Source organism: Mesorhizobium sp. M0802 (assembly GCF_040320115.1).
Classification (GTDB): Bacteria; Pseudomonadota; Alphaproteobacteria; order Rhizobiales; family Rhizobiaceae; genus Mesorhizobium.
In genome coordinates this window covers 14848-37229 of sequence record NZ_JAMYOY010000002.1, presented here as the reverse complement: position 1 = coordinate 37229, position 22382 = coordinate 14848, and the positions used below count along the sequence as shown (strand labels likewise).

At 63.8% G+C, this 22382-nt stretch carries 19 protein-coding genes and 1 pseudogene; 10 read left to right on the top strand and 10 right to left on the bottom strand.

The genetic code is table 11. The annotated features are described in order from the left end of the window. Nucleotides 1–31: 31 nt before the first annotated feature. The 3 genes from NKI10_RS03480 (at nucleotide 32) to NKI10_RS03470 (ending at nucleotide 2790) form a co-directional block, all read left to right on the top strand. Nucleotides 32–970 (top strand): ABC transporter substrate-binding protein, encoded by a 939-nt coding sequence (locus NKI10_RS03480; RefSeq protein ID WP_023670567.1) that lies wholly within the window; start codon nucleotides 32–34, stop codon nucleotides 968–970. A gap of 65 nt (nucleotides 971–1035) precedes the next feature. Then, on the top strand, nucleotides 1036–1929 hold the full coding sequence (locus NKI10_RS03475; protein WP_352858703.1) for a sugar phosphate isomerase/epimerase family protein: 894 nt from the start codon (nucleotides 1036–1038) through the stop codon (nucleotides 1927–1929). 618 nt (nucleotides 1930–2547) lie between these two features. Beyond that, entirely contained in the window at nucleotides 2548–2790 is a 243-nt protein-coding gene (locus NKI10_RS03470; RefSeq protein WP_023670565.1) for a DUF768 domain-containing protein, read from the top strand. A 33-nt stretch (nucleotides 2791–2823) separates the two neighbouring features. Here the strand turns inward: NKI10_RS03470 and NKI10_RS03465 are convergent. Both NKI10_RS03465 and xseA read right to left on the bottom strand, forming a co-directional pair. Beyond that, nucleotides 2824–3940 (bottom strand): annotated as a pseudogene (locus NKI10_RS03465) (DmpA family aminopeptidase). Between the two features lie 8 nt (nucleotides 3941–3948). Further along, a complete protein-coding gene (gene xseA, locus NKI10_RS03460) occupies nucleotides 3949–5622 on the bottom strand; it encodes an exodeoxyribonuclease VII large subunit (RefSeq protein WP_352858701.1) in 1674 nt (557 codons plus the stop codon). Between the two features lie 91 nt (nucleotides 5623–5713). Between xseA and NKI10_RS03455 the strand changes: the two genes are divergently transcribed. Continuing rightward, entirely contained in the window at nucleotides 5714–7912 is a 2199-nt protein-coding gene (locus tag NKI10_RS03455) for a bifunctional diguanylate cyclase/phosphodiesterase (RefSeq protein WP_352858699.1), read from the top strand. A 6-nt stretch (nucleotides 7913–7918) separates the two neighbouring features. Here NKI10_RS03455 and NKI10_RS03450 read toward each other — a convergent pair whose 3' ends face one another. After that, on the bottom strand, nucleotides 7919–8875 hold the full coding sequence (locus NKI10_RS03450) for a LysR substrate-binding domain-containing protein (RefSeq protein ID WP_352858698.1): 957 nt from the start codon (nucleotides 8873–8875) through the stop codon (nucleotides 7919–7921). A gap of 178 nt (nucleotides 8876–9053) precedes the next feature. Here NKI10_RS03450 and NKI10_RS03445 point away from each other — a divergent pair, with 178 nt between their 5' ends. Further along, entirely contained in the window at nucleotides 9054–9344 is a 291-nt protein-coding gene (locus NKI10_RS03445) for a DUF1127 domain-containing protein (RefSeq protein ID WP_023670560.1), read from the top strand. A gap of 244 nt (nucleotides 9345–9588) precedes the next feature. Here the strand turns inward: NKI10_RS03445 and NKI10_RS03440 are convergent, their stop codons facing one another. The 4 genes from NKI10_RS03440 to NKI10_RS03425 all read right to left on the bottom strand — a co-directional run bounded on the left by NKI10_RS03440 (nucleotide 9589) and on the right by NKI10_RS03425 (nucleotide 13641). Beyond that, on the bottom strand, nucleotides 9589–10650 hold the full coding sequence (locus tag NKI10_RS03440; protein WP_352858696.1) for a DUF937 domain-containing protein: 1062 nt from the start codon (nucleotides 10648–10650) through the stop codon (nucleotides 9589–9591). Nucleotides 10651–10740: 90 nt separating this feature from the next. Continuing rightward, nucleotides 10741–12114 (bottom strand): glutamate--cysteine ligase, encoded by a 1374-nt coding sequence (locus NKI10_RS03435; RefSeq protein ID WP_023692353.1) that lies wholly within the window; start codon nucleotides 12112–12114, stop codon nucleotides 10741–10743. A gap of 113 nt (nucleotides 12115–12227) precedes the next feature. Continuing rightward, on the bottom strand, nucleotides 12228–12962 hold the full coding sequence (locus NKI10_RS03430) for a 16S rRNA (uracil(1498)-N(3))-methyltransferase (protein ID WP_023681840.1): 735 nt from the start codon (nucleotides 12960–12962) through the stop codon (nucleotides 12228–12230). Nucleotides 12963–12993: 31 nt separating this feature from the next. Then, nucleotides 12994–13641: a hypothetical protein gene (locus NKI10_RS03425; RefSeq protein ID WP_023681839.1), complete on the bottom strand. Its 648-nt coding sequence runs from the start codon at nucleotides 13639–13641 to the stop codon at nucleotides 12994–12996. Nucleotides 13642–13727: 86 nt separating this feature from the next. On the opposite strand from NKI10_RS03425, the gene NKI10_RS03420 reads away from it, so the two are divergent. After that, the gene (locus NKI10_RS03420; RefSeq protein ID WP_023681838.1) at nucleotides 13728–14426 is read left to right on the top strand and encodes a type 1 glutamine amidotransferase; all 699 of its coding nucleotides are present in this window, start codon (nucleotides 13728–13730) and stop codon (nucleotides 14424–14426) included. A 371-nt stretch (nucleotides 14427–14797) separates the two neighbouring features. Continuing rightward, nucleotides 14798–14938, top strand: a complete 141-nt coding sequence (locus NKI10_RS03415; protein WP_006206855.1) for a hypothetical protein — start codon at nucleotides 14798–14800, stop codon at nucleotides 14936–14938. Here NKI10_RS03415 and NKI10_RS03410 read toward each other — a convergent pair. The 3 genes from NKI10_RS03410 to NKI10_RS03400 are packed head-to-tail and all read right to left on the bottom strand — an operon-like array spanning nucleotide 14935 to nucleotide 17704. Beyond that, nucleotides 14935–15702, bottom strand: coding sequence for a metallophosphoesterase family protein (locus tag NKI10_RS03410; RefSeq protein WP_023681837.1), 768 nt, complete (start codon nucleotides 15700–15702; stop codon nucleotides 14935–14937). The two genes, NKI10_RS03415 and NKI10_RS03410, sit on opposite strands and share 4 nt — an antisense overlap. Nucleotides 15703–15757: 55 nt before the next feature. After that, nucleotides 15758–16894, bottom strand: coding sequence for an alpha-hydroxy acid oxidase (locus NKI10_RS03405; RefSeq protein ID WP_023681836.1), 1137 nt, complete (start codon nucleotides 16892–16894; stop codon nucleotides 15758–15760). Between the two features lie 12 nt (nucleotides 16895–16906). Beyond that, nucleotides 16907–17704, bottom strand: coding sequence for an FCD domain-containing protein (locus tag NKI10_RS03400; protein ID WP_023692349.1), 798 nt, complete (start codon nucleotides 17702–17704; stop codon nucleotides 16907–16909). Between the two features lie 205 nt (nucleotides 17705–17909). Here NKI10_RS03400 and NKI10_RS03395 point away from each other — a divergent pair, with 205 nt between their 5' ends. The 3 genes from NKI10_RS03395 to glcE all read left to right on the top strand — a co-directional run bounded on the left by NKI10_RS03395 (nucleotide 17910) and on the right by glcE (nucleotide 22380). Next, nucleotides 17910–19232 carry a DUF3422 family protein gene (locus NKI10_RS03395; protein ID WP_352858693.1) on the top strand — a complete coding sequence of 441 codons (1323 nt, stop codon included), beginning with the start codon at nucleotides 17910–17912 and terminating at the stop codon, nucleotides 19230–19232. 222 nt (nucleotides 19233–19454) lie between these two features. Continuing rightward, a complete protein-coding gene (locus tag NKI10_RS03390; protein ID WP_352858691.1) occupies nucleotides 19455–20951 on the top strand; it encodes an FAD-linked oxidase C-terminal domain-containing protein in 1497 nt (498 codons plus the stop codon). Nucleotides 20952–21168: 217 nt separating this feature from the next. Next, nucleotides 21169–22380, top strand: coding sequence for a glycolate oxidase subunit GlcE (gene glcE / locus NKI10_RS03385; protein WP_352858689.1), 1212 nt, complete (start codon nucleotides 21169–21171; stop codon nucleotides 22378–22380). Nucleotides 22381–22382 lie beyond the last annotated feature (2 nt).

The window sequence follows — 22382 nt, the reverse complement described above, 5'->3', positions numbered from 1 at the left end:
GTGAGAGGCGCGGGGCAATTGGAGGAAAGCAATGAAGACCATCGCTAAACTGCTCTGCGGCGTCGCACTCGCGGCTGCCGCCATCGCGCCCGCATCGGCCAAGGACCTCAACAAGGTCGGCATCTCGGTCGGCCTGCTCGGCAACCCCTTCTTCGTCGCCACCATCAAGGGCATCGAGGACGCGGCCAAGAAGATCAACCCGAAGGTCGAGGTGACGTCAGTGTCGGCCGACTACGACCTCAATAAGCAGGTCTCTCAGGTCGATTCCTTCATCGCCGCCGGCGTCGACGTCATCATGCTCAATGCGGTCGATGCCAAGGCGATCGGCCCGGCGGTGAAGAAGGCGCAAGCAGCGGGCATCGTCGTTGCCGCCTTCGACGTTTCGGCGCCAGGCGCCGACGTCACCGTCATGACCAACAACGTCAAGGCCGGCGAAGAGGCCTGCCAGTATCTGGTCGACCACACCGGCGGCAAGGGCGACTACGTCATCCTCAACGGCCCGGCGTCGTCGTCGATCCTGGAGCGGGTCAAGGGCTGCAAGGACGTCCTTGCAAAACACCCCGACATCAAGATCCTCTCCGACGACCAGAATGCCGAAGGCTCGCGCGACGGCGGCCTGAAGGTCTTTCAGTCGCTGCTGACCCGCTTCGACAAGATCGATGCGGTGTTTGCCATCAACGATCCGACGGCGATCGGCGCCCAGCTTGCGGCCAAGCAGCTCAATCGCTCGGAGTTCATCTTCACCGCAGTGGATGGCGCTCCCGATATCGAGAAGGAACTCGCTTCCGGCACCTCGATGATCAAGGCCTCGGCTTCGCAGGATCCCTACGTGATGGCTGGCCAGTCGCTGACGATGGCGGCTGAGCTGCTTGCCGGCAAGAAGCCGGCGGAGCCGACCGTGCTGCTCGACCCGAAGCTGATCACGGCCGAGAACCTGAAAGACTACAAGGGCTGGACCGCAGCCCGCTAAGCCTCCCAAGGCCGATGCGGCCGGGGCAACCCGGCCGCATCTCAATTCAGAAACGGGAGACGATCATGTCGCGCATCGGTATTCATTCCTTCGTCTGGTCGGCGAGTTCGGCGCAAGGCGACCTCGAACGGACGCTGGCCAACACCAAGGAGGCCGGTTTCGACCTGATCGAGTTCTCCTATCTTGACCCCGCCAATGTCGACGTTGGCGGGTTGGCCAGGCGCATCGCCGACCTCAAGCTCGGCGTCGCGATCAGCATCGGCCTGCCGGCCGACGGCGACATTTCGAGTGCCGACAAGGCGGTTGCCGCGCGCGGCGTCAAGATCCTCAACGAGACGATCGCGCTCACCCGCGATCTCGGCGGCCAGAAGATTGGCGGCATCCTCAGTACCAGCCACGGCTTGCAGACGCAGGCGCCGACGCGCGATCAGTGGAACCGCAGCGCGGGGACACTTGCGAAGGTTGCGGAGACGGCCAAGGCCGCCGGCGTCACGCTCAATCTGGAGATCGTCAACCGCTTCGAAAGCAATCTGCTCAACACCGCTTCACAAGGCCTGGCCTTCATCGCGGACACCGGCTCCGACAACATCTTCCTGCATCTCGATACCTTCCACATGAACATCGAAGAGGCCGATGTCGGACTGGCTATCCGCCATGCCGCTGACAAGATCGGTTATGTCCATATCGGCGAGAGCCATCGCGGTTTCCTCGGCACCGGCAATATCGACTTTGCCGCCATCTTCGATGCGCTGACCGCAATCGGCTATAGGGACGACCTCAGCTTTGAATCCTTCTCGTCGAAGATCGTCGACGAGAACCTGTCACGGAAGACCGCGATCTGGCGCAATCTGTGGGCCGACAATATGGAACTGGCCCGGCATGCGCGCGCCTTCATCGCAATCGGGTTGGAGACGGCGCAGCGCAAGGCAGAGCTTGTCGCATCGAGACATCGTCCTTAGCAGGAGCGCGCTGCCAAAGCGCCAATGTTGTCGTTCATCCGGCCCGCGCCTTACGTGCAAGGAATCGACGTCGGAGGCGCTGAGTGTGGCGGAGGCAGTCGAGCGGGGTGACGCTGACGAGAGGTTCTGATTTTGGCCACGAAACGCAATAAAATCAACATTTTGATACGCCCTCCGGGGCCATCCAATCTCCATACTGGACGGGGATGACGTTTGACACAGCGCGGCGGAAAGAAGCAGGATAGCTGATAGAGTCGACATCGCATAATGATGTCACTATATAGCGGCGGCTTCGACCGCGTAGCTGTGGCGGTGTACCACGGAGCAGCAGAAAATGTGTTACGCGTTGTGACCCCTATTGTGATACAAATCGGCCGTCGACAGCAGGAAAAGATCGTAAGAACAACAGCATAGAGCCGAAGCCGATCCGGCCAACGTACCACTCTATCAAACAATCAGAACGTGCTCCTTGAACCCTTCCCTTCATTCGGCTCTTCGGACCTCCGACAAGATCAACTTGCCGGGCGAAGCCGACTCGGTTGGAATGGCAGCATGCATCCTTTACCGGGTGCGGACGTTTACGGTTACCAACCGGCATAGCCGCCAGGGAAAAGCAGTATGAGTGAACATGCGATCGAGTTCTTGCGCGGATGGATCGGTGAAAAGGTCCACTGCCAGCACTCGCCGGTAAAGATCGAGAAGCAGGCCGAGACCCTCGCCAAGGAGTGCGCGGCCAAGGCCGCTGAGGTCGGCATTCCGCTGGAAGATATCCAGGAAGAAGTCGGCGACATCCAGGAACTGATCGCATCGCGGCTCGAAGAGGCGGCCGAGGCCGACCAGAGCAACGCGGCCAAGCCGTGACGCAACAGGCCTGGTGCCGCCAGGCCTTGTCCTCTATCCAAATCGATCTTTCAGCCAGGCCTTCGGCAGCGCCGGCACGAAATTGCCGTCGCGTCCGCTCATATCCTCATTGGCGACCATTGCATTGAGGATCGCCTCCTCTACGCCTTGCGCCACCGCATCGAAGAACGGATCGATATCGACGTCCGGGATGTAAGCGACGTTTGCGGTTCGTCCCGATGGTGCAAGTGCTGCTTGCGGATTGGCGGTGGTGAAGGCCAGAAAAATGTCGCCCGAACTGTGGTAGCCGAAGCCGCCTGTCATGGCGATGCCGAGCGGCACGCGCTTTGCCAGCCGCTTCATCTGGTGCGGCAGAAATGGCGCATCGGTGGCGACGATGGCGATGATCGAGCCCTTTTCGGCACGCGGCGTGCCTTCGCGCATCGCCGGCTCTACCAGATCAGGCCCGACGCGGGCGCCGCGCAGTGTGAAATTGCGCCGCTTGCCGAAATTCGCCTGCACGAATACGCCGACCGTATGCCTGATGCCCTGCCACTCGACGATGCGCGATGCCGTGCCCGAGCCGGCCTTGAAGCCAAAGGCAATCATGCCGGTGCCGCCGCCGACACTGCCTTCCTCGATCGCTCCACCGGCGGCACCGTCGAGCGCGGCTTCGACATCTTCGAAGCCGACGTGATGACCGTTGGTCGTTGAGGAAACCATCATAGGTCTCCGCCGCAACCGGCAGGCCCCAGCCGCTGTCGAGCGCCGCCGGCAGCACGCGTTGCATCCAGCGCAGCGTGCCGTCGCGGGTGACGCCGCAGGAATGCGTGTTGGTGATGGTGACCGGCAGGTTGAAGGCGCCGACTTCCTCGATAATGTGCGACCCCGTCAACTCGCCATTGCCGTTCTGGCTGAAGACACCGGCAAACACCGGCGTGGCGAGCTCAGCCAACGGCCGCGGCAGGATGGCGGTGACGCCGGTGCGCACCGGCCCGGTGCCAACCTCGAGCAGACCCTCGCCGGAAATCAGCGTCGCATAGCCGACCGATACGCCGGGCACATCGGTGATGGCGTTGAAGCCGCCCGGCGTGCCCTCGAAGGCAATGCCGAAAGCACGGGCGCGCGGCTTGCCCGCCGGCGTTTGAAGATGCGGGTCATGTCCGGTCATGCGGTCCTCTAAAAAAGCGAGCCCTGATTGCCCGGTTCTTTCGGTTTGCTGGCCGTCGGCTTTGCGGCGGGTTTGCTGGCGGGCGGCGTGGCCGCTGGTTTGGCAACGGCCTGCACCCGCTCGGCGTCGCCGGTCGCGACCGCATTTACGATGCCGTCGGTGAACTCCAGCTGCAGGCCAGCGCCCGGCGCCACATCAACTGCCAGTTTGATCACCGCGCCGTCGGCATCCTTGACCAGTGCGAAGCCGCGGGCCAGCACAGCCTTGTGCGACAGCGTTGCCATCAGCCTCTCGGATTGGACGATGCGGCCGCGCAGTCGCTCCAGCCTGAGCAGTACCGCTTGCGTGCCGCGTCTCGTCAAAGCTGTCAGCAGATCCCTCTGCACGGTTTGCCGCCGTGCCGTTGGCTCGATCGTAATGCGGCCTTGCAGCAAAGCCAGTTGCTGCCTGTGCCGTTGCAGGGATGCTTTCGCACATTTTGGCAACTGATCCGCCGCACGATTCAACTCCGCGCGCCGGGCTCTCGCCAATGCGCGCAGCGCCCCTTGGGCGCGCAAAAGGTTGCGGTCGTTGGTGCGTCGCGCCTCGGCAATCCGCCGCGACAGCGTTGCCGGAGTGAGCTTCACGGCGAAGAACCGAGCTTGCTTTCTTTCGGTGGAGACCATCAGCCCCCGGCTAAGCCGGCTGGCCGCCTCGTCCAGCCGCCGTCGCGGCAGCGCCAGCAACTGGTCGGGCGAGGGCAGCGCGCGGGCGGCCGCACGCGAGGCCTGCCGCTTGCGTTCGAAATTGCGCAAGGTAGCTGCTTTGAGCCGTGCGCCAAGACTGGCTAGTGTCGCTTCGAGGTCCGCTTTCACCGGCACCGCGATCTCCGCCGCACCTGTCGGCGTCGGTGCCCGCATGTCGGCGACGAGATCGATCAAGGTCCAGTCGGTCTCGTGGCCGACGGCCGAAATCACCGGGATGCGCGAGGCAGCGACGGCGCGCGCCAGCCCTTCATCGTTGAACCCCCAGAGGTCCTCGAGGCTGCCGCCGCCGCGCGCCACGATCAGAAGGTCGGGCGGCACGATCGCTCCATCCCAGGCCAGCGCGTTGAAGCCGTTGACGGCCGCCGTCACTTCCGCCCCCGCCGTCTCGCCCTGCACTCTCACCGGCCAGACCAGCACATGCAGCGGAAAGCGGTCCTTGATGCGATGGATGATGTCACGGATCACCGATCCGGTCGGCGAGGTGACGACGCCGATGGTGCGCGGCATGAAGGGCAGCCGCCGCTTGCGGCCGGCATCGAACAGCCCTTCGGCCTGCAGTCGCCGTTTGCGCTCTTCCAAAAGCGCCATCAGCGCCCCGGCGCCGGCGGGTTCTAGATTGTCGATGACGATCTGGTAGTTGGATTTGCCGGGATAGGTGGTGAGTTTGCCGGTGGCGATCACCTCCATCCCCTCTTCGGGGCGGAATTTCAGCCGGCTCATCGTGCCTTTCCAGACCACGGCATCGAGCCGCGCGCGGTCGTCCTTCAGCGTGAAATAGGCATGGCCGGAAGAGTGCGGCCCGCGATAGCCGGAAATTTCGCCGCGCACCCGCACATGGCCGAAGACATCCTCGACCGTACGCTTCAGCGCGCCGGAAATCTCGCTCACCGTGTATTCGGTGGCATTGGTTCGTGATTCGGATTCTGCGTCGCTCATCGGCCGATTGAGCGGCTGTTGCCGCTCCGCGTCAAGATTCCATAACTTGATCTTAAGCCTGTCCTGATTGACTCTGGGCCAAGGAGGACGCATGAGCGCCCGCAGACAACGCAGCCCGTTGACGTTCCAGGTCACCCTGACGGTGCTGACGCTTGCCGTTTTTGCACTGGCCATCGTTGTCGGCTTCGGCCTTTACGCCACCATGCAGGCCGACCGGGTCTCGCTCGAGCGGCAGAAGGTTTTCCTTGCCAACGGCCTGCAGGACCAGATCGCCGCGGTAAAGCGCGAGCAGGAAAGCGTCGCCGTCTGGGATGATTCCGTTATAAACGCCAAGGCCGGCAACCAGACCTGGATGGCCGAGAATTTCAGCGTTTGGATGTACTCGTATTACGGCCACAACCGGGTCTATGTGCTGGACAACGCCAACCGGCCGGTCCACGCCATGCGCGAAGGCAAGGTCGTGTCGCCTGCCGTCTTTGGCGAGGACGAACCCGCTTTGCGGCCGACAATCGCCAGGTTGCGCCAGATGATGAGCAAGGACGCAAGCCAGGCCGGCGCAAAATTCGTTGCCGACGATCTGGTCTCGCTTGGCGGTAAGCCTGCCATACTCAGCGTCATGCCTCTGGTGCCGAGTTCGGATCGCGTCACCCAGGCATCCGGCAGCGAATATCTGCATGTCTCTATAGAGTTCATCAACGACGCTGTGATCGGCAAGATCGCGCAGAAATATCTGCTGGCGGGGGCGCATCTCCTGCCGATGGCTCAGCCGCTTGGCTCGGCTGCCATTCCGCTTATCGACAAACAGGGTGTCATCCTCGGCTATATTGCCTGGGACCAGGAACGGCCCGGACTGACGCTGGTGGGCAAGGCCAGCCCGGCCCTGGCTCTGGCCGCGCTGGTTGCGGCGAGCGTGCTCGCCTTTCTGCTCCGGCGTCTGCGCCGTGCGTCATCGGCGCTGCAGACCAGCCAGGCCCAGGCGCAATATCTCGCCTTTCACGACACGCTCACCGGCCTGCCCAACCGGGCACTGTTCGAGGACAGGCTGCGGCGTGCCTTGCTTACCTCCGGCAATGAAAGCAAGGTCGCGCTGCTTTATCTCGATCTAGATCGCTTCAAGCATGTCAACGATACGCTTGGTCACCCGGCAGGCGACGAACTCGTGCGCCAGACGGCGGCCAGGCTTCAGCATACTGTTCGCGACGTCGACACGGTGGCAAGGCTGGGTGGCGACGAATTCGCGGTAATCCTGATCGATGTCCGCGACGTCAGGAACGCAGAGGATGTTTCCGAGAGGGTGCTGCAGAAACTGCAGGAGCCGTTCAAACTGATGGACGATCAGGTCTTTATCAGCGCCAGCATCGGCATAGCCTTGTCGACAGGCCCTGATGCCGATGCAGACGATCTGCTGCGCAAGGCCGACATCGCGCTCTACGAAGCCAAGAAGAACGGCCGTGGCCGCTACCAGGTCTTCGCCGGCGACATGGACGACCTTTTGCTGCGCAAGCGCAAGGTCGAGAGCGAGCTGCGCAGCGCGCTAAATGGCGGCACCGGTATCAAGCTCGCCTACCAGCCGGTCTTTGCCAGCGACGGCAAGACCATTGTCGGCGCCGAGGCGCTGATCCGCTGGGCGCATGAGGTCCATGGCGCACTGCCGGCGGCGCAGTTCATCGCCATCGCCGAGGAACGCGGCATGATCGGGCAGCTCGGCGCATGGGCCTTGCTGGAAGCCTGCCGCTTCGCTGTGAAGACAAAACTGCCGTGGCTCGCCGTCAATGTCTCGCCGCTGCAATTGCGCGACGCCGGCTTTGCCGAAGAGGTTGCCTCGATCCTCGCCGAAACGGGACTGGCGCCGAAGCGCCTGCAGCTCGAGATCACCGAAAACGTTCTCCTGGAAAACAACGACACCACCAGAGCGGCTCTGGCAGCCTTGCGCCAGTCGGGCGTCGGCATTGTGCTCGACGATTTCGGCACCGGCTATTCGTCGCTGAGCTATCTGCGCCGCCATGCCATCGACAAGCTCAAGATCGACCGCTCCTTCGTGCGGCTTCTCGACGGCGACGGCGATTCGGGCGCCATCGTCAAGGCGCTGATCGATCTCGCCGGCGCGCTCAAGGTCGAGGTCACCGCCGAGGGCGTAGAGACCGAGGTGCAAAAGGCGCTGCTGGTCGCCATGGGCTGCCAGCAGCTGCAGGGCTACCTCTTGTCGCCGCCGCTGGAGCCGGCGCAATTGGTGGCGCTGCCCGGCCTGTCGTCGGCCAACGCAACGACGGAGGCGGCAGCGTCGGCCTGATCGTTCCTACCAGCCAGGCAGGATCTGGTTCGGCTTGCTCCGCTTCATCTTGGCGAAGGCGAGCGAGGCGAAATCGAAGCTTCCCGTTTCTTCGCCGAGCGGCACGGAAATATTGTCGAGGCTTTCCGACATGTGCCGGGCCAGCGCGTCGACGATTTCGGGACGCGAGGTCTGGCCGCGCATGATGCCGATGCGGCAGTCGGGCAGGGCGCCAAAACCGTCGGCTTCGCCCAGCACTCGCATGCCGGGCCGCAGCGCGCATTCCGGCAGCACCGAGATCGCCAGCCCCGACAGCACCGCGGCGGTGATGACGGTGGCCGAGAAGCTGGTGAACAGGATTCGATAGTCGCGGCTTTGCCGGTCGAGCACATCGACGGCGGCGCGCCGCCAGATGCAGTTCGGCCGGCCGAAGGCCATCGGCAGCACTTCCTGTTCGTGCGTGGCATGGTTGGCCGAGGTCACCCATAGCAGCGGCTCGCGCCGCACCACTTCCGACTGGCCGCGCGTATCGTTGTGCGTCACCAGCGCAAGATCGAGATTGCCGCGCTTGATATGCTCGACCAAGCCTGGGGTAGGCTCGCAGATGACGGTCAGTTCGACGCGCGGGTTTGACCGTGTGAAGCGTGCCATGATTTCGGGCAGGAACCGGTCGGCATAGTCGTCGGGGGTGCCGATGCGGATGGTGCCTTCGAGCCGCTGGTCATCGAAGGCGGCCAGCGTTTCGCGGTTGAGATAGAGCAGGCGGCGCGCGTAGGAGAGCAGCTTGTCGCCTTCCTCGGTCAGCCTGTTGGTGCGGCCGTCCTTTTCGAACAGCGGCTTGCCGATCCGCTCTTCCAGCCGGCGCATCTGCATCGACACCGCCGATTGCGTGCGCAGCACTTCCTCGGCCGCGCGGGTGAAGCTGCCGGTATCGGCAATCGAGATGAAGGTCTGCAATTGGTCGAGATCGAGTGGCGCTTTCATCGGTCCAATCCATCACTAGCGTTGATGCTAAAGATTAGAAACATTCGTTGGATTAATCAATCGGTGCGTGGCAAATTCACATTGTCCACATGAAGGCATGTGAATCGAGACCGGAACGGCCGCTGTCCCCAGCGCCGACCGCCTGGTCTTGTCCAGTTCGAGTCTGAAGGAGACCGACATGACCACGTTTGATTTCGCTACCGAGACCTCGCGCATAACGTCGCGTCCGGCCGTTGCGACGCGCGTGGCCAACACCCTTCTCAATGCCTACCAGGCCTGGAAAAATCGCCGGGCCTTCTATCGCCTCGGCGAGATGTCGGACGCCGAACTCGCCGATATCGGCCTGACGCGCGCGGATCTCCATGTCGCCATCGATGTGCCGTTCGGTGCCGATCCGACCGTGAAGCTGCGTGCGATTGCGAGCGATCGTGCCGATACGATCGAAGATCTCGCCCGCCAGATAGCGTGATATCGGGCGCATTGTTTCGGCTGCCGTGAAGCTGCCGTGAACCTTTCTCAGGCTCGCTGCGACCAACGAGTATAGCAGGCTCCCCACTCCCTGCCGGTTCCCCGCCGGCCAGCCTGCACACTGGCCCGGTCCTCCTCCAGGACCGGGCTTTTCTTTTAAAGCTCCGTCGTCATCGTGCGGTCTGCGCCGCGTCGCTTCGTTCCTTGCTCCGAAGCCGCGAAGGTCAGCGCCCAACTACCGCCAACTACCGCCGGTCCATGTCCCGCTTGAACTGGTCGAAGATCGTTTCCACGCCCTTCTGATAGTCGTCGCGCTGCTGGGCGCCGGTCTCGAACATCTTGCCGAAAATATCGTCGAACGGATTGCGTGGCCTGCCGCTCGGATTGGCCTGCGGTTGCGGCGCCTGGCGCTCCTGCGGTGCCTGTCGCGGCTGGGGTGCTTGCGGCTGCTGCGGTGCCGGCTGCCCACCGGGCAGGCCGAAGCCGCCACCACCGCCTTGCCGCATCATCTCTTCAAAAATCTTGCCCAGCGGGTTGTCGCCGTAAGGGCTCTGCGTCTGTTGCGGCTGTGTTGGCTGCTGCGGCCGGCCCTGCGGTTGCTGTGCCGCATCACCGCCGAACATATCCTGCAGCACCTTGCCCAGCGGATTGTCGCCATAGGGGTTGGGCGCCTGTTGCGGTTGGCTTTGCGGCTGTTGGGCGCCGCCGCCGAACATGTCCTGCAGCACTTTGCCCAGCGGGTTCTCACCGTAAGGATTGGGTGCTGGCTGCGGCGCAGGCTGTGCCCCGCCGCCCGCCTGCCGCATCATCTGTTCGATGATCTCGCCGAGCGGATTGCTGCCGCCGCCGAAGCCACCGGCGGCCTGCATCTGACCCCCGGTCAACTGGTTTGTCGTCTGCTTGAACAATCCGCCCATCACCATCGAAGCGATGGCCGGCAGCATCTGCTGCAGGATCTGCTGGCTGACGCCGGTCGCCTGCGCGGCCTGGCTGGCCACCGCGCGCGACAGCTCCTTCGAGCCGAACAGATGACCCAGAATGCCATTGCCCTCATTGACGCCTTGCGGTGAGAAAGCCCTGGTCGCGTCCTCGAAGTATTTGGCGTGCTGGCCGCTCGCCATCGCCGTCATGAAGGCGCCTAGCCCATAGGGATCGGCGGTGTTGCGTTGCAACCCTTGCGAGAAGGCCGGCAGCAGAGCGGCGACAGCCGCCTGCGTCTGCTGCATGGAAAGCCCGTACTGCTGGGCAAGCGCCTGCATGCCGTTGCCGTTCTGCGCCTGCGCCAATATGTCGAACAAGGTAGGCATCGGTTTCTCCTCCGGGAAATCCTCGAGGGAGAACCTAGTTCGTTTCGATGTTCGATTGAAGCGGCTTTTGCCGCTGCTCAAGGCGCGACGCTAATACGCATATTCCATGAACACCGGCTCGATCGAGCCGCCCCAGCGCGTGTGGTAGGCCGACAGCATTTCCTCAGCACTGGTGGTACCGCGCGCCACGACTTCGTCCAGCGTGTTGAGGAACGAGGTCTCGTCATAGCCGTCGCGGTTCTTCCTGCCGCGATTTTTCAGCCCAAGGCGCGAAATCGTCATTACATCGCGGCCGATCTCACGCAGCGTCGTGTTGCGGAACGGCGCGGAAATGCCTTGTTCCGGCACCGCATTGCGCATCGCCAGCGTTTCTTCATACGTCCAGCTCGAAGTCAGCGCCTCGGCGGCGTCGAGCGCGGCCTCGTCATAGAGCAGCCCGACCCAGAAGGCCGGCAGTGCGCAGATGCGGCGCCACGGCCCGCCATCGGCGCCGCGCATTTCGAGGAAGCGCTTCAGCCTGACGTCGGGGAACAGCGTCGACAGATGGTTCGCCCAGTCGCCCATGGTCGGCAGTCCGTCTGGTACTTCATTGCGGGCAGCGCCGGCCATGAACCGGCGGAAGGTGATGTGCGTCATGTCGTGATAGTGGCCGTCGCGGATGACGAAATACATCGGCACGTCGAGCGCCCATTCGACATAGTCGGCAAAGCCGAACTCGGGCGAGAAGCAGAATTCGAGCAGGCCCGAGCGCTGGTTGTCGGTGTCGCGCCAGATGTCGCCGCGCCAGCTCTGCAGCCCGTTCGGCCGGCTGTCGGTGAAGGGCGAGTTGGCAAACAGCGCCGTCGACAGTGGCTGCAGCTTCAGCGACACCTGCATCTTGCGGCGCATGTCGGCTTCGCTTTCGAAGTCGAGGTTCACCTGGATGGTGCAGGTGCGATACATCATGTCGAGACCCTTGGTGCCGACCTTGGGCATGTAGCGGGTCATGATTTCGTAGCGCGATTTCGGCATTTTCGGCGTCTCGGCCAGCGACCATTTCGGGCTGCCGCCGAGGCCGAGAAAGCGGATGCCCATCGGCTCGGCGATCTCGCGGACCTGCGCCAGATGCGCATTGCCCTCGCGACAGGTCTGGTGGATCGTTTCCAGCGGCGCGCCCGACAGCTCGAACTGGCCACCAGGCTCCAGCGAGATCGCGCCCTGTCCGGTCGGCTCGACCAGGCCGATGATGCGGCCGTCATCGATGATCGGGTCCCAGCCGAGCTTTTGCTGCATGCCTTCGAGGATGGCGCGGATGCCGCGCTCGCCGCCATAGGGCACCGGCGCGTTCCCGTCGACATAGAAGGGGAACTTCTCGTGCTCGGTCCCGATGCGCCACTTGTCGCGCGGCTTGTTGCCTTCGGCCAGATGCTCGACCAGTTCGTCGATGCCTTCGATTGCCCGGAAATCGGTTGTGTCGCGCGCCATGGGGCCCCCTCTGCGGCTCTCGGAGCCCGCCGGCGCTAAATGGACGAAATGTCAGCAGCCGATCAAGCGAAAAATCCTGAGCCACAGGTCACAGGAATTGATCTTTACGCTTCTTACCAGTCTCCGACCGTCGCCTGCATCACCGCAAGCGCCGCTACAGCTGCTGTGTCAGCGCGCAGGATGCGCGGTCCGAGCGGGATGGCAGTGACGAAGGGGAGCGCCCGCAGCATCTTGCGTTCGTCGTCGGAAAAGCCGCCTTCCGGTCCGACCAGCAGCGCCAGCTTCTTCTCCGGCACCGCCTGCAATGCCGGCAGCGGGTTGTTGGTCGAGGCGTCCTCGTCGCAGAAGATCAGTCGCCGCTCCTTGTCCCAGCCGGAGAGCAGACGCTCGAATTTCTCGGCTTCTCGCACTTCCGGCACCGCCAGTATGCCGCATTGCTCGGCCGCCTCGACGACATTGGCGCGCAGCCGGTCGATGGAGGGTTTTGCCAATTGCGTGTGCTGGGTGATCACCGGCTGCAGGATGCCGGCGCCCATCTCCACCGCCTTCTGCACGAGATAGTCGAGCCGCCCCTGCTTCAGCGGCGCGAAGCAATAAACTAGATCGGGCAAAGGCGGTTGCGGCCGCTGTTGGCTGAGCACTCTCAGCCGCACCGCCTTCTTCGACTTCGAAGCGATCGCCGCCGACCACTCGCCGTCGCGGCCGTTGAAGACCAGAATCTCGGCGCCTTCGCCGAGCCGCAGCACATGCATGAGGTAATGGCTCTGCTGCTGGCCGGCATCGAATTCGATGCCTGCCGCGAGGTCGTCCGGCACGAACAGCCGCTGCATCTTGTAATTGGCGCGCATCGCCGAGGAATGGGCGAGGCGGTGCCTGGCGTCAAGTCTCGGCGGAACGATGCCACACCGGTTCAAAACCGTGCCGCAGCACCGAAACGGTCGTGGCCGGTGTGAGCAGGCGCAGCGACCGGCCGGCAAGGCTGTCGAAGGCCGCCGCATCGCCATAGCCTGCGAACGACCAGGGCAGCGCGTTGCCGCCGCGCAGCGCATAGGCCGAGCCGCCATCCGCGATCATCGCTCCGTCCGGCAATTCGGCAAGCTCTCCCATGGTGACATCAGGTGGCTTGCCGCCGGAAGCCAGCCGCTCCTTGTGCAGCCGCTTGTCCACCATTGGCGCGCGCGGTTCGTTTACACCGAAGACTTTGCCGAAACGCCCGACAAAATCCGTGGCTCGCTCACGCCGGCAATAGAAACAGGGACGGTGCCCGGCGGCCAGCGCCGTCACCTCGTCGAGGAAGAACAACTCGGTCCAGCCGGCCCTGCCGCCCGGCCGATTCCTGCCCATCGGCTCGCGCCGCACATTGCGGAATTGGCGGACGCAGATGATCCAGGCCGGCAAGGCCCAACGCTTTTTCAGCAGCGTCTTGGTCTCAGGATCGTGGATGATGCCGCGATTGCCGGTGAACAGGCCGCGCTCGGATATGGCATGGATGGCGCCGAACGGATCGACCCGGTTCTGCAGTGGCATAGCTCTCTCCCGAATACGCATCTTGGCTGCAATGCTGGCGACATGATATCGCTCGTCGCGTCATTTCATGTCAGCAGGGTTTTGCGATGCGGGTGCTGGTGGTCCAGAACTACGACAACACCGGCCTTGGCCAGGTTGGTGCCGCGCTCGCCGAAGCCGGCGCCGATCTCGACCTGCGCCGGCCCTACAAGGGCGATGCGCTGCCGGACGACGCGACCGGACACGATGCCATGGTGATGCTGGGCGGCGGCCAGAATGCGCTGGCCGACGATGACTACCCGTATTTCCCGGTGCTGCTCGAACTGACCCGCGATTTCGCCGCCAAGGATCGCTCGGTTCTCGGTATCTGCCTGGGCAGCCAGTTGGTTGCCCGCTCTTTCGGCGGTGAGAACCAGATCGGCGGCGCCTCGGAATTCGGCTGGCACAAGGTATCGCTGACGCCGGACGCCAGAACCGATCCGGTGCTTGGCGCACTTCCCCAGGATTTCCCCATCTTCGAATGGCACGACGACACTTTCGCGCTGCCGTCAAATGCGGTGCGGCTTGCCGGCAGCGAAATTGCCGAGAACCAGGCGTTCCGTATCGGCCGCGCCGTCTACGGCTTCCAGTTCCATTTCGAGGCCGACCAGCCGATGGTGAGGGACTGGAGCACATCCTTCGCGCCGCTGATTGCCGATCGCCATCCCGACTGGCAGGATCGCCTCGACAGCGAAATGGCACGCAACGGCCCCGAGGCCGACGCCGCGGGCTTGGCCATTGCCCGCGCCTGGGTGGCGACGATCTGAGACTGGCCGCGCGCAGTCAGCAATTCCAGGAAAAGTGTGAAGCGGTTTTCCGTCCGGAATTGCGTCAGATAAAAAGATAGAGCGGTTCGCCGTAGCGGCGAACCGCTCTATCCGTTGCATAATTGGCACGCGGCGGGGAATCTGCCGGGGACAACTTCTTTCGTCCTTGGTTTGTGGCCGAACGCTATCCTACAAGGCGCGCGCTATGCAACGGCAATGCAACCGCGATGAACCTTCTGTGTGATCCGCGCGACACACCGCCGATACAGAATCGACCTACAAACGCGAAATCGTCGAAACTTTGAGACGAATTCTCGGTTTCAACCCATTGGTAACCGCCTCGTGCCCAGATGCAGGAAGCTCAACTAGAGATGACGTCCGTGAAAGCAGCGCTTCTGTCCTTTGTCATGCTGTCTGCCATCGTTTTGTGCGGTCTCGGCATTTATTCCGCCGATGCAGCCAACAACCATCAGGCCGTCGACGGCTACGGCGTCACCGCCGCGCTTCGCTAAAACGCTTTTCCCTGCACAGTCAGGATACGCTTGTCCGCGCCGTCCACGGCGAGCGCGCTGAGCATGCCTGACTGCCAGGCGAGTGTGTCGACATTGACGCGGTTCGGCATCACCTCCGCCTGCGGCACCGGTGTGTGGCCGTGCACGATCACCTTCGGGTAAAGCCCTGGATGGTTGTGGAAGACGTCGCGGATCCAGACCAGATCCTGCGGGCTCTGGCTCGCCAGCGGCACGTCAGGCCTGACGCCGGCATGGCATAAGAAGAAATCACCTGATATCAGTGACAATTGCAGCGACCGCAGGAAGTCGACATGGGCTTGCGGTACAGCATTGACCAGTGCCTGGTGTCCCCGCCGTAACGCCTCGGCCTTGCCGAACCAGCTTGCGTGTCCCGCTAAGTCGACACCATAGGATTGTGCCGTCTGCACGCCGCCATAACGGATGAACAGCCCTTCCGGGTCAGGCTCGTCGAGAAAGTCGAGGAAGCCGATATCGTGGTTGCCGGCGAGCATCAGATGCCGCGGATCGCGTTTCTGTGCCTCGATCAGGAAGTCTATGACGCCCTTGGACTCTGGTCCGCGGTCGACATAGTCGCCGAGGTGGATGACGCGCCAATCGCTGGTCGGCTTGTATTCGAGTTCGCTCTCGATGCGGCGATGCATGGCGGCGAGCAGATCGAGCCGGCCATGCACGTCGCCGATCGCATAGAGGCGCATGCCATCGGGTGCGCGCGCGTCGAGGTAGTGGATGCCGGTCTCGGTCAAGGCGGCTTCGTCTCCGTGATCCAGCGAGGCTAGGGTCTAATCGGTGAACAAGACCCTAGCGCCGCAACTGGTCCTTGCCCATGTCGGTCACCAGCCGCTTGCCGCACAGTGCCAGCGTGATGTCCATCTCCTTGCGGATGATGTCCAGCGCCAGGGTCACGCCTTGCTTGCCCATGGCGCCCAATCCGTACAGGAACGGGCGGCCGATATAGGTGCCCTTGGCGCCGAGGCAAAGCGCCTTCAGCACGTCCTGGCCCGAGCGGATGCCGCCGTCCATATGCACCTCGATCCTGTCGCCGACGGCATCGGCGATCTCTTCCAGCGCCATGATTGACGACGATGCGCCGTCGAGCTGGCGCCCGCCATGGTTGGAAACGATGATGGCGTCGGCGCCGGTCTCGACCGCCATCAGCGCGTCCTCCTTGTCGAGAATGCCTTTCAGGATCAGCTTGCCGCCCCAACGTTCCTTGATCCAGGCGACATCCTTCCACGACAGATGCGGGTCGAACTGCTCCGTCGTCCACGATGCCAGCGAAGCGACGTCGCCGACGCCCTTGGCATGGCCGACAATGTTGCGGAAGGTGCGGCGCTTGGTGCCGGCAATGCCCATCAGCCAGCGTGGCCGCATGGCGATGTTGGCAATGTTGGCCAGCGTCATCTTGGGCGGCGCCGACAGCCCGTTGCGGACATCCTTGTGGCGCTGCCCCAAGATCTGCAGGTCGAGCGTCAACACCAGCGCCGAGCATTTTGCAGCCTTCGCCCTGTCGATCAGGTCGAGCACGAAATCCTTGTCGCGAAGCACGTAGAGCTGGAACCAGAACGGCTTCTTGGTCACCGACGCGACATCCTCGATCGAGCAGATGCTCATCGTCGACAGCGTGAACGGCACGCCGAATTCCTCTGCCGCCTGCGCGGCCAGCATCTCGCCATCGGCATGCTGCATGCCGGTCATTCCAGTTGGGGCAAGCGCCACCGGCATCGCCACTTTCTCGCCGATCATGGTCGATTCCAGCGAGCGGTTGCTCATGTCGACCAGTACGCGCTGACGGAATTTTATCTTCTGGAAGTCCTCTTCGTTGGCGCGGTAGGTGCTTTCGGTCCAGGCGCCGGAATCGGCATAGTCGAAGAACATCTTCGGCACCCGCCGGCGCGCCAGGTCCTTGAGATCGGCAATGGTGAGGATGTCGCTCATGGTGGTTCCTCGTTAGCCAGTCGTCTTGAAGCCGTCGTCGGCGTCGGAGCGCTGCTTAAGCCTGAGCCGCGACACGCGCTGCCAGTCGCCGCTGCGTTCGGCCTCGAGCATCGAGCGCTCGACATAGGAGATATGGTCCATCGCCGCTTGGCGGGCAGCTGAGGGATCGCCGGCCTTCACGGCTTTGTAGATCGCGCCGTGCTGGGCCAGCAGCGCCTCGCGCGCTCCGGGCACGCTGAACACCAGAAGCCGGTTCTGGAACACGCCTTCAGACAGCAGCCGGTAGCAGGAGCGCAGCGTGTGCAAGAGGATGATGTTGTGCGCGCATTCGCACACAGCATGGTGGAACTCGACGTCGATTTCCGCCTCGTCGTCGAAATCGCCGGTGCGGTGCGCCTCGTCCATGCGCGCCACGATGCGGTCGAGCAGCGCAATGTCGTCCGCTGTCGCGCGCCGCGCCGCATATTCGGCCGCAACACCTTCGATCTCGCGGCGGTATTCCAGATAGTCGGTCACCGCCTTGCGGTGCATCGAGATGAGGTCGGTCACCGGCTTGGTGAACAACTGGCCGATGACGTCGGCGACATGGGTGCCGCCGCCGGCCTTGGTGATCAGCAGCCCGCGCCCTTCCAGCGCCTTCAGCGCATCGCGCAGGATCGGCCGCGACACGTCGAACTGGCGCGCCAGCTCGCGCTCGCCCGGCAGCCGGTCGCCGGTGCGCAGCACGCCTTCAAGGATCAGGCTTTCGATCTGCTGCACCACCTCGTCGGCGGTGCGCGAATGCTCGATCCTGGAGAAAATATCGCTCAACGGGGGCCTGGGAAATTGAACCGGCGTCGCGCAAGATAAAGCCAGCGTCGCCAACTGGTCAAATTATTTATCCAATTTGCCCAATCGGGTCGGTCTGCGCGTCGCGCCGGCAGGACCTACGATGCTAGACTTTGGTGTTTACGCGCCTCATGGATTGCCTTTAGAGGACGCCATCACACGAAGGGTCGAGAACAGGGGGACCACCGTGTCGGACGAGACGTCCAACCTCGAATTCCAGCCGCGCGCCCAGGGCAGCGTGATGGGCTTTCCCGCGCATGAGGGACGGCCCGGCGCGATCGGCGAGGTCCATGCCCGGCCGCATCCGCTGATCGAGAAGCCGCGCGTGCTTGTGCAACTCGCCTTCATGACCGAGGGCGGCTCCGGCGTCGACATGGCCGTGCTCTCCGAACTGTCGCGGCGCCTCGGCATCGCGGCGCCCGACCGTCATGCCCGCCACCACGCCATGAAGTGGGGCAAGGGCACGCTGCGCTGGGAGCGGCATACGGAATTCTCGACCTATCTTTGGGAAGGGCCGCTTGCCGAAAGCGGCAGGGCGCAGGAGGATTCTCCTTTCGGCAACGGGTTCTCGCCGCCGGGAACGGTGATCTCAGGCATAAGGCTGGAGATCCGCAAATGGACGCCGGCAAGCGAGAAGCTGATTGCGGCCTTCGACCCGACGAGCCTCTGCTATTCGCTGGTCGAGCGCGGCAATGCGGCCATCGTCACCGATTTCCGCCAGGACGGCGACGGCCTGACCCGCATCCTGGTGCTTGATCGCGGCCTGACGCCGGCGCGGACCGGGGCGCTGTCGCAGCGGCTGATCGACGTCGAGACCTACCGCACGCTTGCCATGCTCGGCCTGCCGCTGGCGCTGACCCTGTCGAGCCGCGCCCGCCGCATCGAAGACCGGTTGGCGCAGACCACGCTGGAAATGAAGGTCACTGAAACCCGCGACAGCCAGACGCTGCTCGCCGACCTGACCGAGCTTGCCGCCGAGCTGGAAGCCGATGCCGCCTCCAGCCTCTATCGCTTCGGCGCCAGCCGCGCCTATGACGGCATCGTTGTCGAGCGGCTGGAGGCGCTGGACGAAGAAGCCGTGCCCGGCTACGACACTTGGGGCGGCTTCCTGCAGCGGCGGGTGGCGCCTGCCATGCGCACCTGCCGTTCGGTCGAGGAGCGCCAGGCCAACCTGTCGCGCAAACTAACCCGCGCCACGACGCTGCTGCGCACGTGGGTTGATGTCGAGGTCGAGAAGCAGAACCGCGATCTGCTGGCGTCGATGAACAACCGCGCCCGGCTGCAACTGCGGCTGCAGCAGACGGTGGAAGGCCTGTCGGTGGCGGCAGTGTCCTACTATGTCGTCGGCCTGATCTCCTATCTCGCCAAGGGCGCCTCGATCTTCGGCCATGCCTTTGCACCGGAAGTCGTCACGGCCGTCGCGGTGCCGGTCGCCATCCTGCTGGTCTGGTGGGGCGTGCGGCGAGTCAGGCGGATGCACTCCGAGCCGGCGAAACATCCGGGGGAGTGAGAAGCGGTCCGCGCAGCGGACGAAAAGCCAATTGCTTGGCTTTTCGAGCTTCGAACGCCCTGAGCCAGCGAAGGGCAAGGCGCTGGACGATCCGCCCTGCCGGGCCAGCGGCAGATTGCCGCTGCGGAAGGCCGGCAGTACGCTCTTTGCCCAATGCGGTGTTTGCAACATCCAGATGTAACTGGTAAAAGATTTTTACCAGCCAAGCGGAGAACGCCGCCGATGTCCGGCCTTGTCATGCCCAAGCCAGACGACGCCACTATGCGAAGGCGGGCGGAGATCGTCGCCGACATGCGCATCATCGTGCCGGGCGAGGGCGTCGTCGACGCCACCAATGAGATGCGCGCCTTCGAAAGCGACGGCCTCACTGCCTACCGGCAATTGCCGCTGGTGGTCGTGCTGCCGGAAACGGTGGCGCAGGTGTCGCGGGTGCTGAAATACTGCAACGACCGCAACATCCGTGTCGTGCCGCGCGGCTCCGGCACCTCGCTCTCCGGCGGCGCGTTGCCGCTCGAGGATGCCGTGCTGCTGGTCATGAGCCGCTTCAACCGCATCCTTGCCATCGACTATCCCGATCGCGTCGTCGTCGCTCTGCCCGGCGTCACCAATCTCGGCATCACCACCGCCGTCGAGCAGGAGGGCTTCTACTATGCGCCCGATCCATCCTCGCAGATCGCCTGCTCGATCGGCGGCAATGTCGCGGAAAATTCCGGCGGCGTGCACTGCCTGAAATACGGCCTGACCGCCAACAATGTGCTCGGCATCGAAATGGTGCTGATGAATGGCGAGGTGGTGCGGCTTGGCGGCAATCATCTGGACTCGGAAGGCTATGATCTCCTCGGGGTCATGACCGGGTCCGAAGGCCTGCTCGGCGTCGTCACCGAGGTCACCGTGCGCATCCTGAAAAAGCCAGAGACGGCCCGCGCTCTGCTGATCGGCTTTCCGACCAGCGAGCAGGGCGGCCAATGCGTCGCCGACATCATCGGCGCCGGCATTATCCCTGGCGGCATGGAGATGATGGACCGGCCGGCGATCCATGCCGCGGAAGATTTCGTCCATGCCGGCTACCCCCTTGATGTCGAGGCGCTGCTGATCGTCGAACTCGACGGGCCGGGCGTCGAGGTCGATCACCTGATCGGTCTCGTCGAAGCGATCGCCTATAGGAACGGCTCCACCACCTGTCGCATCTCGCAATCCGAACAGGAGCGGCTGAGTTTCTGGGCCGGCCGCAAGGCGGCCTTCCCGGCGGTCGGCCGCATCTCGCCCGACTATTACTGCATGGATGGCACCATCCCGCGCAAGGAATTGCCGCGTGTGCTCGCCGGCATGCGCGAACTGTCGGAGAAATACGGCCTTGGCGTCGCCAATGTCTTCCACGCCGGCGACGGCAATCTGCATCCGCTGATCCTCTACGACGCCAACGTGCCGGGCGAACTCGAAAAGGCGGAAAGTTTTGGCGCCGACATCTTGCGGCTCTGCGTCAAGGTCGGCGGCGTCTTGACCGGCGAGCACGGCGTCGGCGTCGAGAAGCGCGATTTGATGCCGGAGATGTTCAACCAGATCGATCTCGACCAGCAAATGCGAGTCAAATGCGCCTTCGACCCCAATCATTTGCTCAACCCTGGAAAAGTGTTCCCGCAACTGCGCCGCTGCGCGGAGCTTGGACGCATGCATGTGCATCGCGGCCAGGTGGCGTTTCCGGACATTCCGAGGTTTTGATGGGGGCGGAATGTCTCACGTCGGCGATCCTTCGCGCCCCCCTCTGTCCTGCCGGACATCTCCCCCACAAGGGGGGAGATCACCAGTCATCTCTGCCTTCGCCAATCTTCGACGTTGCTAGAGAGGCGCGGTCGCCAAAGCTGCTAATCTCCCCCCAAGTGGGGGAGATGTCCGGCAGGACAGAGGGGGGCGCGAAGGAACTCGACCCATCTTCGCCATGACGACCTTCACCCCCACCACATCGGCCGAGATCCTCTCCACCGTCCAATGGGCGGCGGCGGAAGAGTCACCTTTGGAAATCATCGGCCACGGCTCCAAGCGCGGCATCGGCCGGCCACAGCAGAGCGAACACACGCTCGATCTTTCGAAGCTCACCGGCGTCACGCTCTACGAGCCGGCCGAGTTGGTGCTGTCGGCCAAGGCCGGCACGCCGCTTTCCGAGATCGAAAACCTGCTCGCCGAAAGCGGCCAGCAACTCGCCTTCGAACCGATGGATTACGGTCCTTTACTCGGCGGCGAGCCCGGCAAGGGCACGATCGGCGGCGTGCTCGCCGCGAACCTGTCCGGCCCGCGCCGGCTGAAGGCGGGGGCTGCACGAGACCATATTCTGGGAATCAATGCGGTTGCCGGACGCGGCGAGGCCTTCAAGTCCGGCGGCCGCGTCGTCAAGAATGTTACCGGCTACGATCTGTCGAAGCTGATGGCCAACAGCTGGGGCACGCTGGCTGTATTCACCGATGTCACCTTCAAGGTGCTGCCGGCGGCCGAGATCGAGGTGACGCTTGCCGTGCGCGGCTTGCTCGACGATGCGGCGGCTGCCGCCATGGCGCTGGCGCTAGGCTCCAGCGCCGAAGTGTCGAGCGCCGCCCATCTGCCCGAGCGCACCGCCGCGCGCGTTGCCGGCGGCAGTCTCGGGGCCGACGCCGCAACGCTGCTGCGCGTCGAAGGCTTCGGCCCTTCGGTCGCCTACCGCATCGAGGCACTGAAAACCCTGCTCAAAAATGCGGGCCCGCTGCAGGAGATTGCAGGCGAGGCCTCGCATTCCCTCTGGCGTGACATAAGGGACTGCACGCCATTCGCCGACCGTAGCGAAAAGCCGGTCTGGCGCGTCTCCATGGCGCCGTCTCAGGCCCATCAGATGGTGCTGACGCTGCGCATGCAGATCGGTGTCAGCGCCTTCTACGACTGGCAGGGCGGGCTGGTCTGGCTGCGCATGGAGGAGGGCGATCCCGAGGCCGCCCTGCTGCGCGGGCTGATCAGAAAGCTTGGCGGCGGCCACGCCACGCTGGTGCGCGCCACCCCTTCGCATCGCGCCGCCGTTCCGGTGTTCGAGCCGCAGGCACCGCATATGGCCGCACTGTCGGCACGGCTCAAGGCCGAGTTCGATCCCAAGTCCATCCTCAATCCCGGCCGCATGGCCCAAGGCTAAGA

What these genes read in the sequence shown, in the direction of transcription:
- NKI10_RS03480 (WP_023670567.1), top strand. Translation starts at nt 32, where the DNA reads ATGAAGACCATCGCTAAACTGCTCTGCGGCGTCGCACTCGCGGCTGCC.
- NKI10_RS03475 (WP_352858703.1), top strand. Translation starts at nt 1,036, where the DNA reads ATGTCGCGCATCGGTATTCATTCCTTCGTCTGGTCGGCGAGTTCGGCG.
- NKI10_RS03470 (WP_023670565.1), top strand. Translation starts at nt 2,548, where the DNA reads ATGAGTGAACATGCGATCGAGTTCTTGCGCGGATGGATCGGTGAAAAG.
- xseA (WP_352858701.1), bottom strand. Translation starts at nt 5,622, where the DNA reads ATGAGCGACGCAGAATCCGAATCACGAACCAATGCCACCGAATACACG.
- NKI10_RS03455 (WP_352858699.1), top strand. Translation starts at nt 5,714, where the DNA reads ATGAGCGCCCGCAGACAACGCAGCCCGTTGACGTTCCAGGTCACCCTG.
- NKI10_RS03450 (WP_352858698.1), bottom strand. Translation starts at nt 8,875, where the DNA reads ATGAAAGCGCCACTCGATCTCGACCAATTGCAGACCTTCATCTCGATT.
- NKI10_RS03445 (WP_023670560.1), top strand. Translation starts at nt 9,054, where the DNA reads ATGACCACGTTTGATTTCGCTACCGAGACCTCGCGCATAACGTCGCGT.
- NKI10_RS03440 (WP_352858696.1), bottom strand. Translation starts at nt 10,650, where the DNA reads ATGCCTACCTTGTTCGACATATTGGCGCAGGCGCAGAACGGCAACGGC.
- NKI10_RS03435 (WP_023692353.1), bottom strand. Translation starts at nt 12,114, where the DNA reads ATGGCGCGCGACACAACCGATTTCCGGGCAATCGAAGGCATCGACGAA.
- NKI10_RS03430 (WP_023681840.1), bottom strand. Translation starts at nt 12,962, where the DNA reads ATGCGCGCCAATTACAAGATGCAGCGGCTGTTCGTGCCGGACGACCTC.
- NKI10_RS03425 (WP_023681839.1), bottom strand. Translation starts at nt 13,641, where the DNA reads ATGCCACTGCAGAACCGGGTCGATCCGTTCGGCGCCATCCATGCCATA.
- NKI10_RS03420 (WP_023681838.1), top strand. Translation starts at nt 13,728, where the DNA reads ATGCGGGTGCTGGTGGTCCAGAACTACGACAACACCGGCCTTGGCCAG.
- NKI10_RS03415 (WP_006206855.1), top strand. Translation starts at nt 14,798, where the DNA reads ATGACGTCCGTGAAAGCAGCGCTTCTGTCCTTTGTCATGCTGTCTGCC.
- NKI10_RS03405 (WP_023681836.1), bottom strand. Translation starts at nt 16,894, where the DNA reads ATGAGCGACATCCTCACCATTGCCGATCTCAAGGACCTGGCGCGCCGG.
- NKI10_RS03390 (WP_352858691.1), top strand. Translation starts at nt 19,455, where the DNA reads ATGTCCGGCCTTGTCATGCCCAAGCCAGACGACGCCACTATGCGAAGG.
- glcE (WP_352858689.1), top strand. Translation starts at nt 21,169, where the DNA reads ATGACGACCTTCACCCCCACCACATCGGCCGAGATCCTCTCCACCGTC.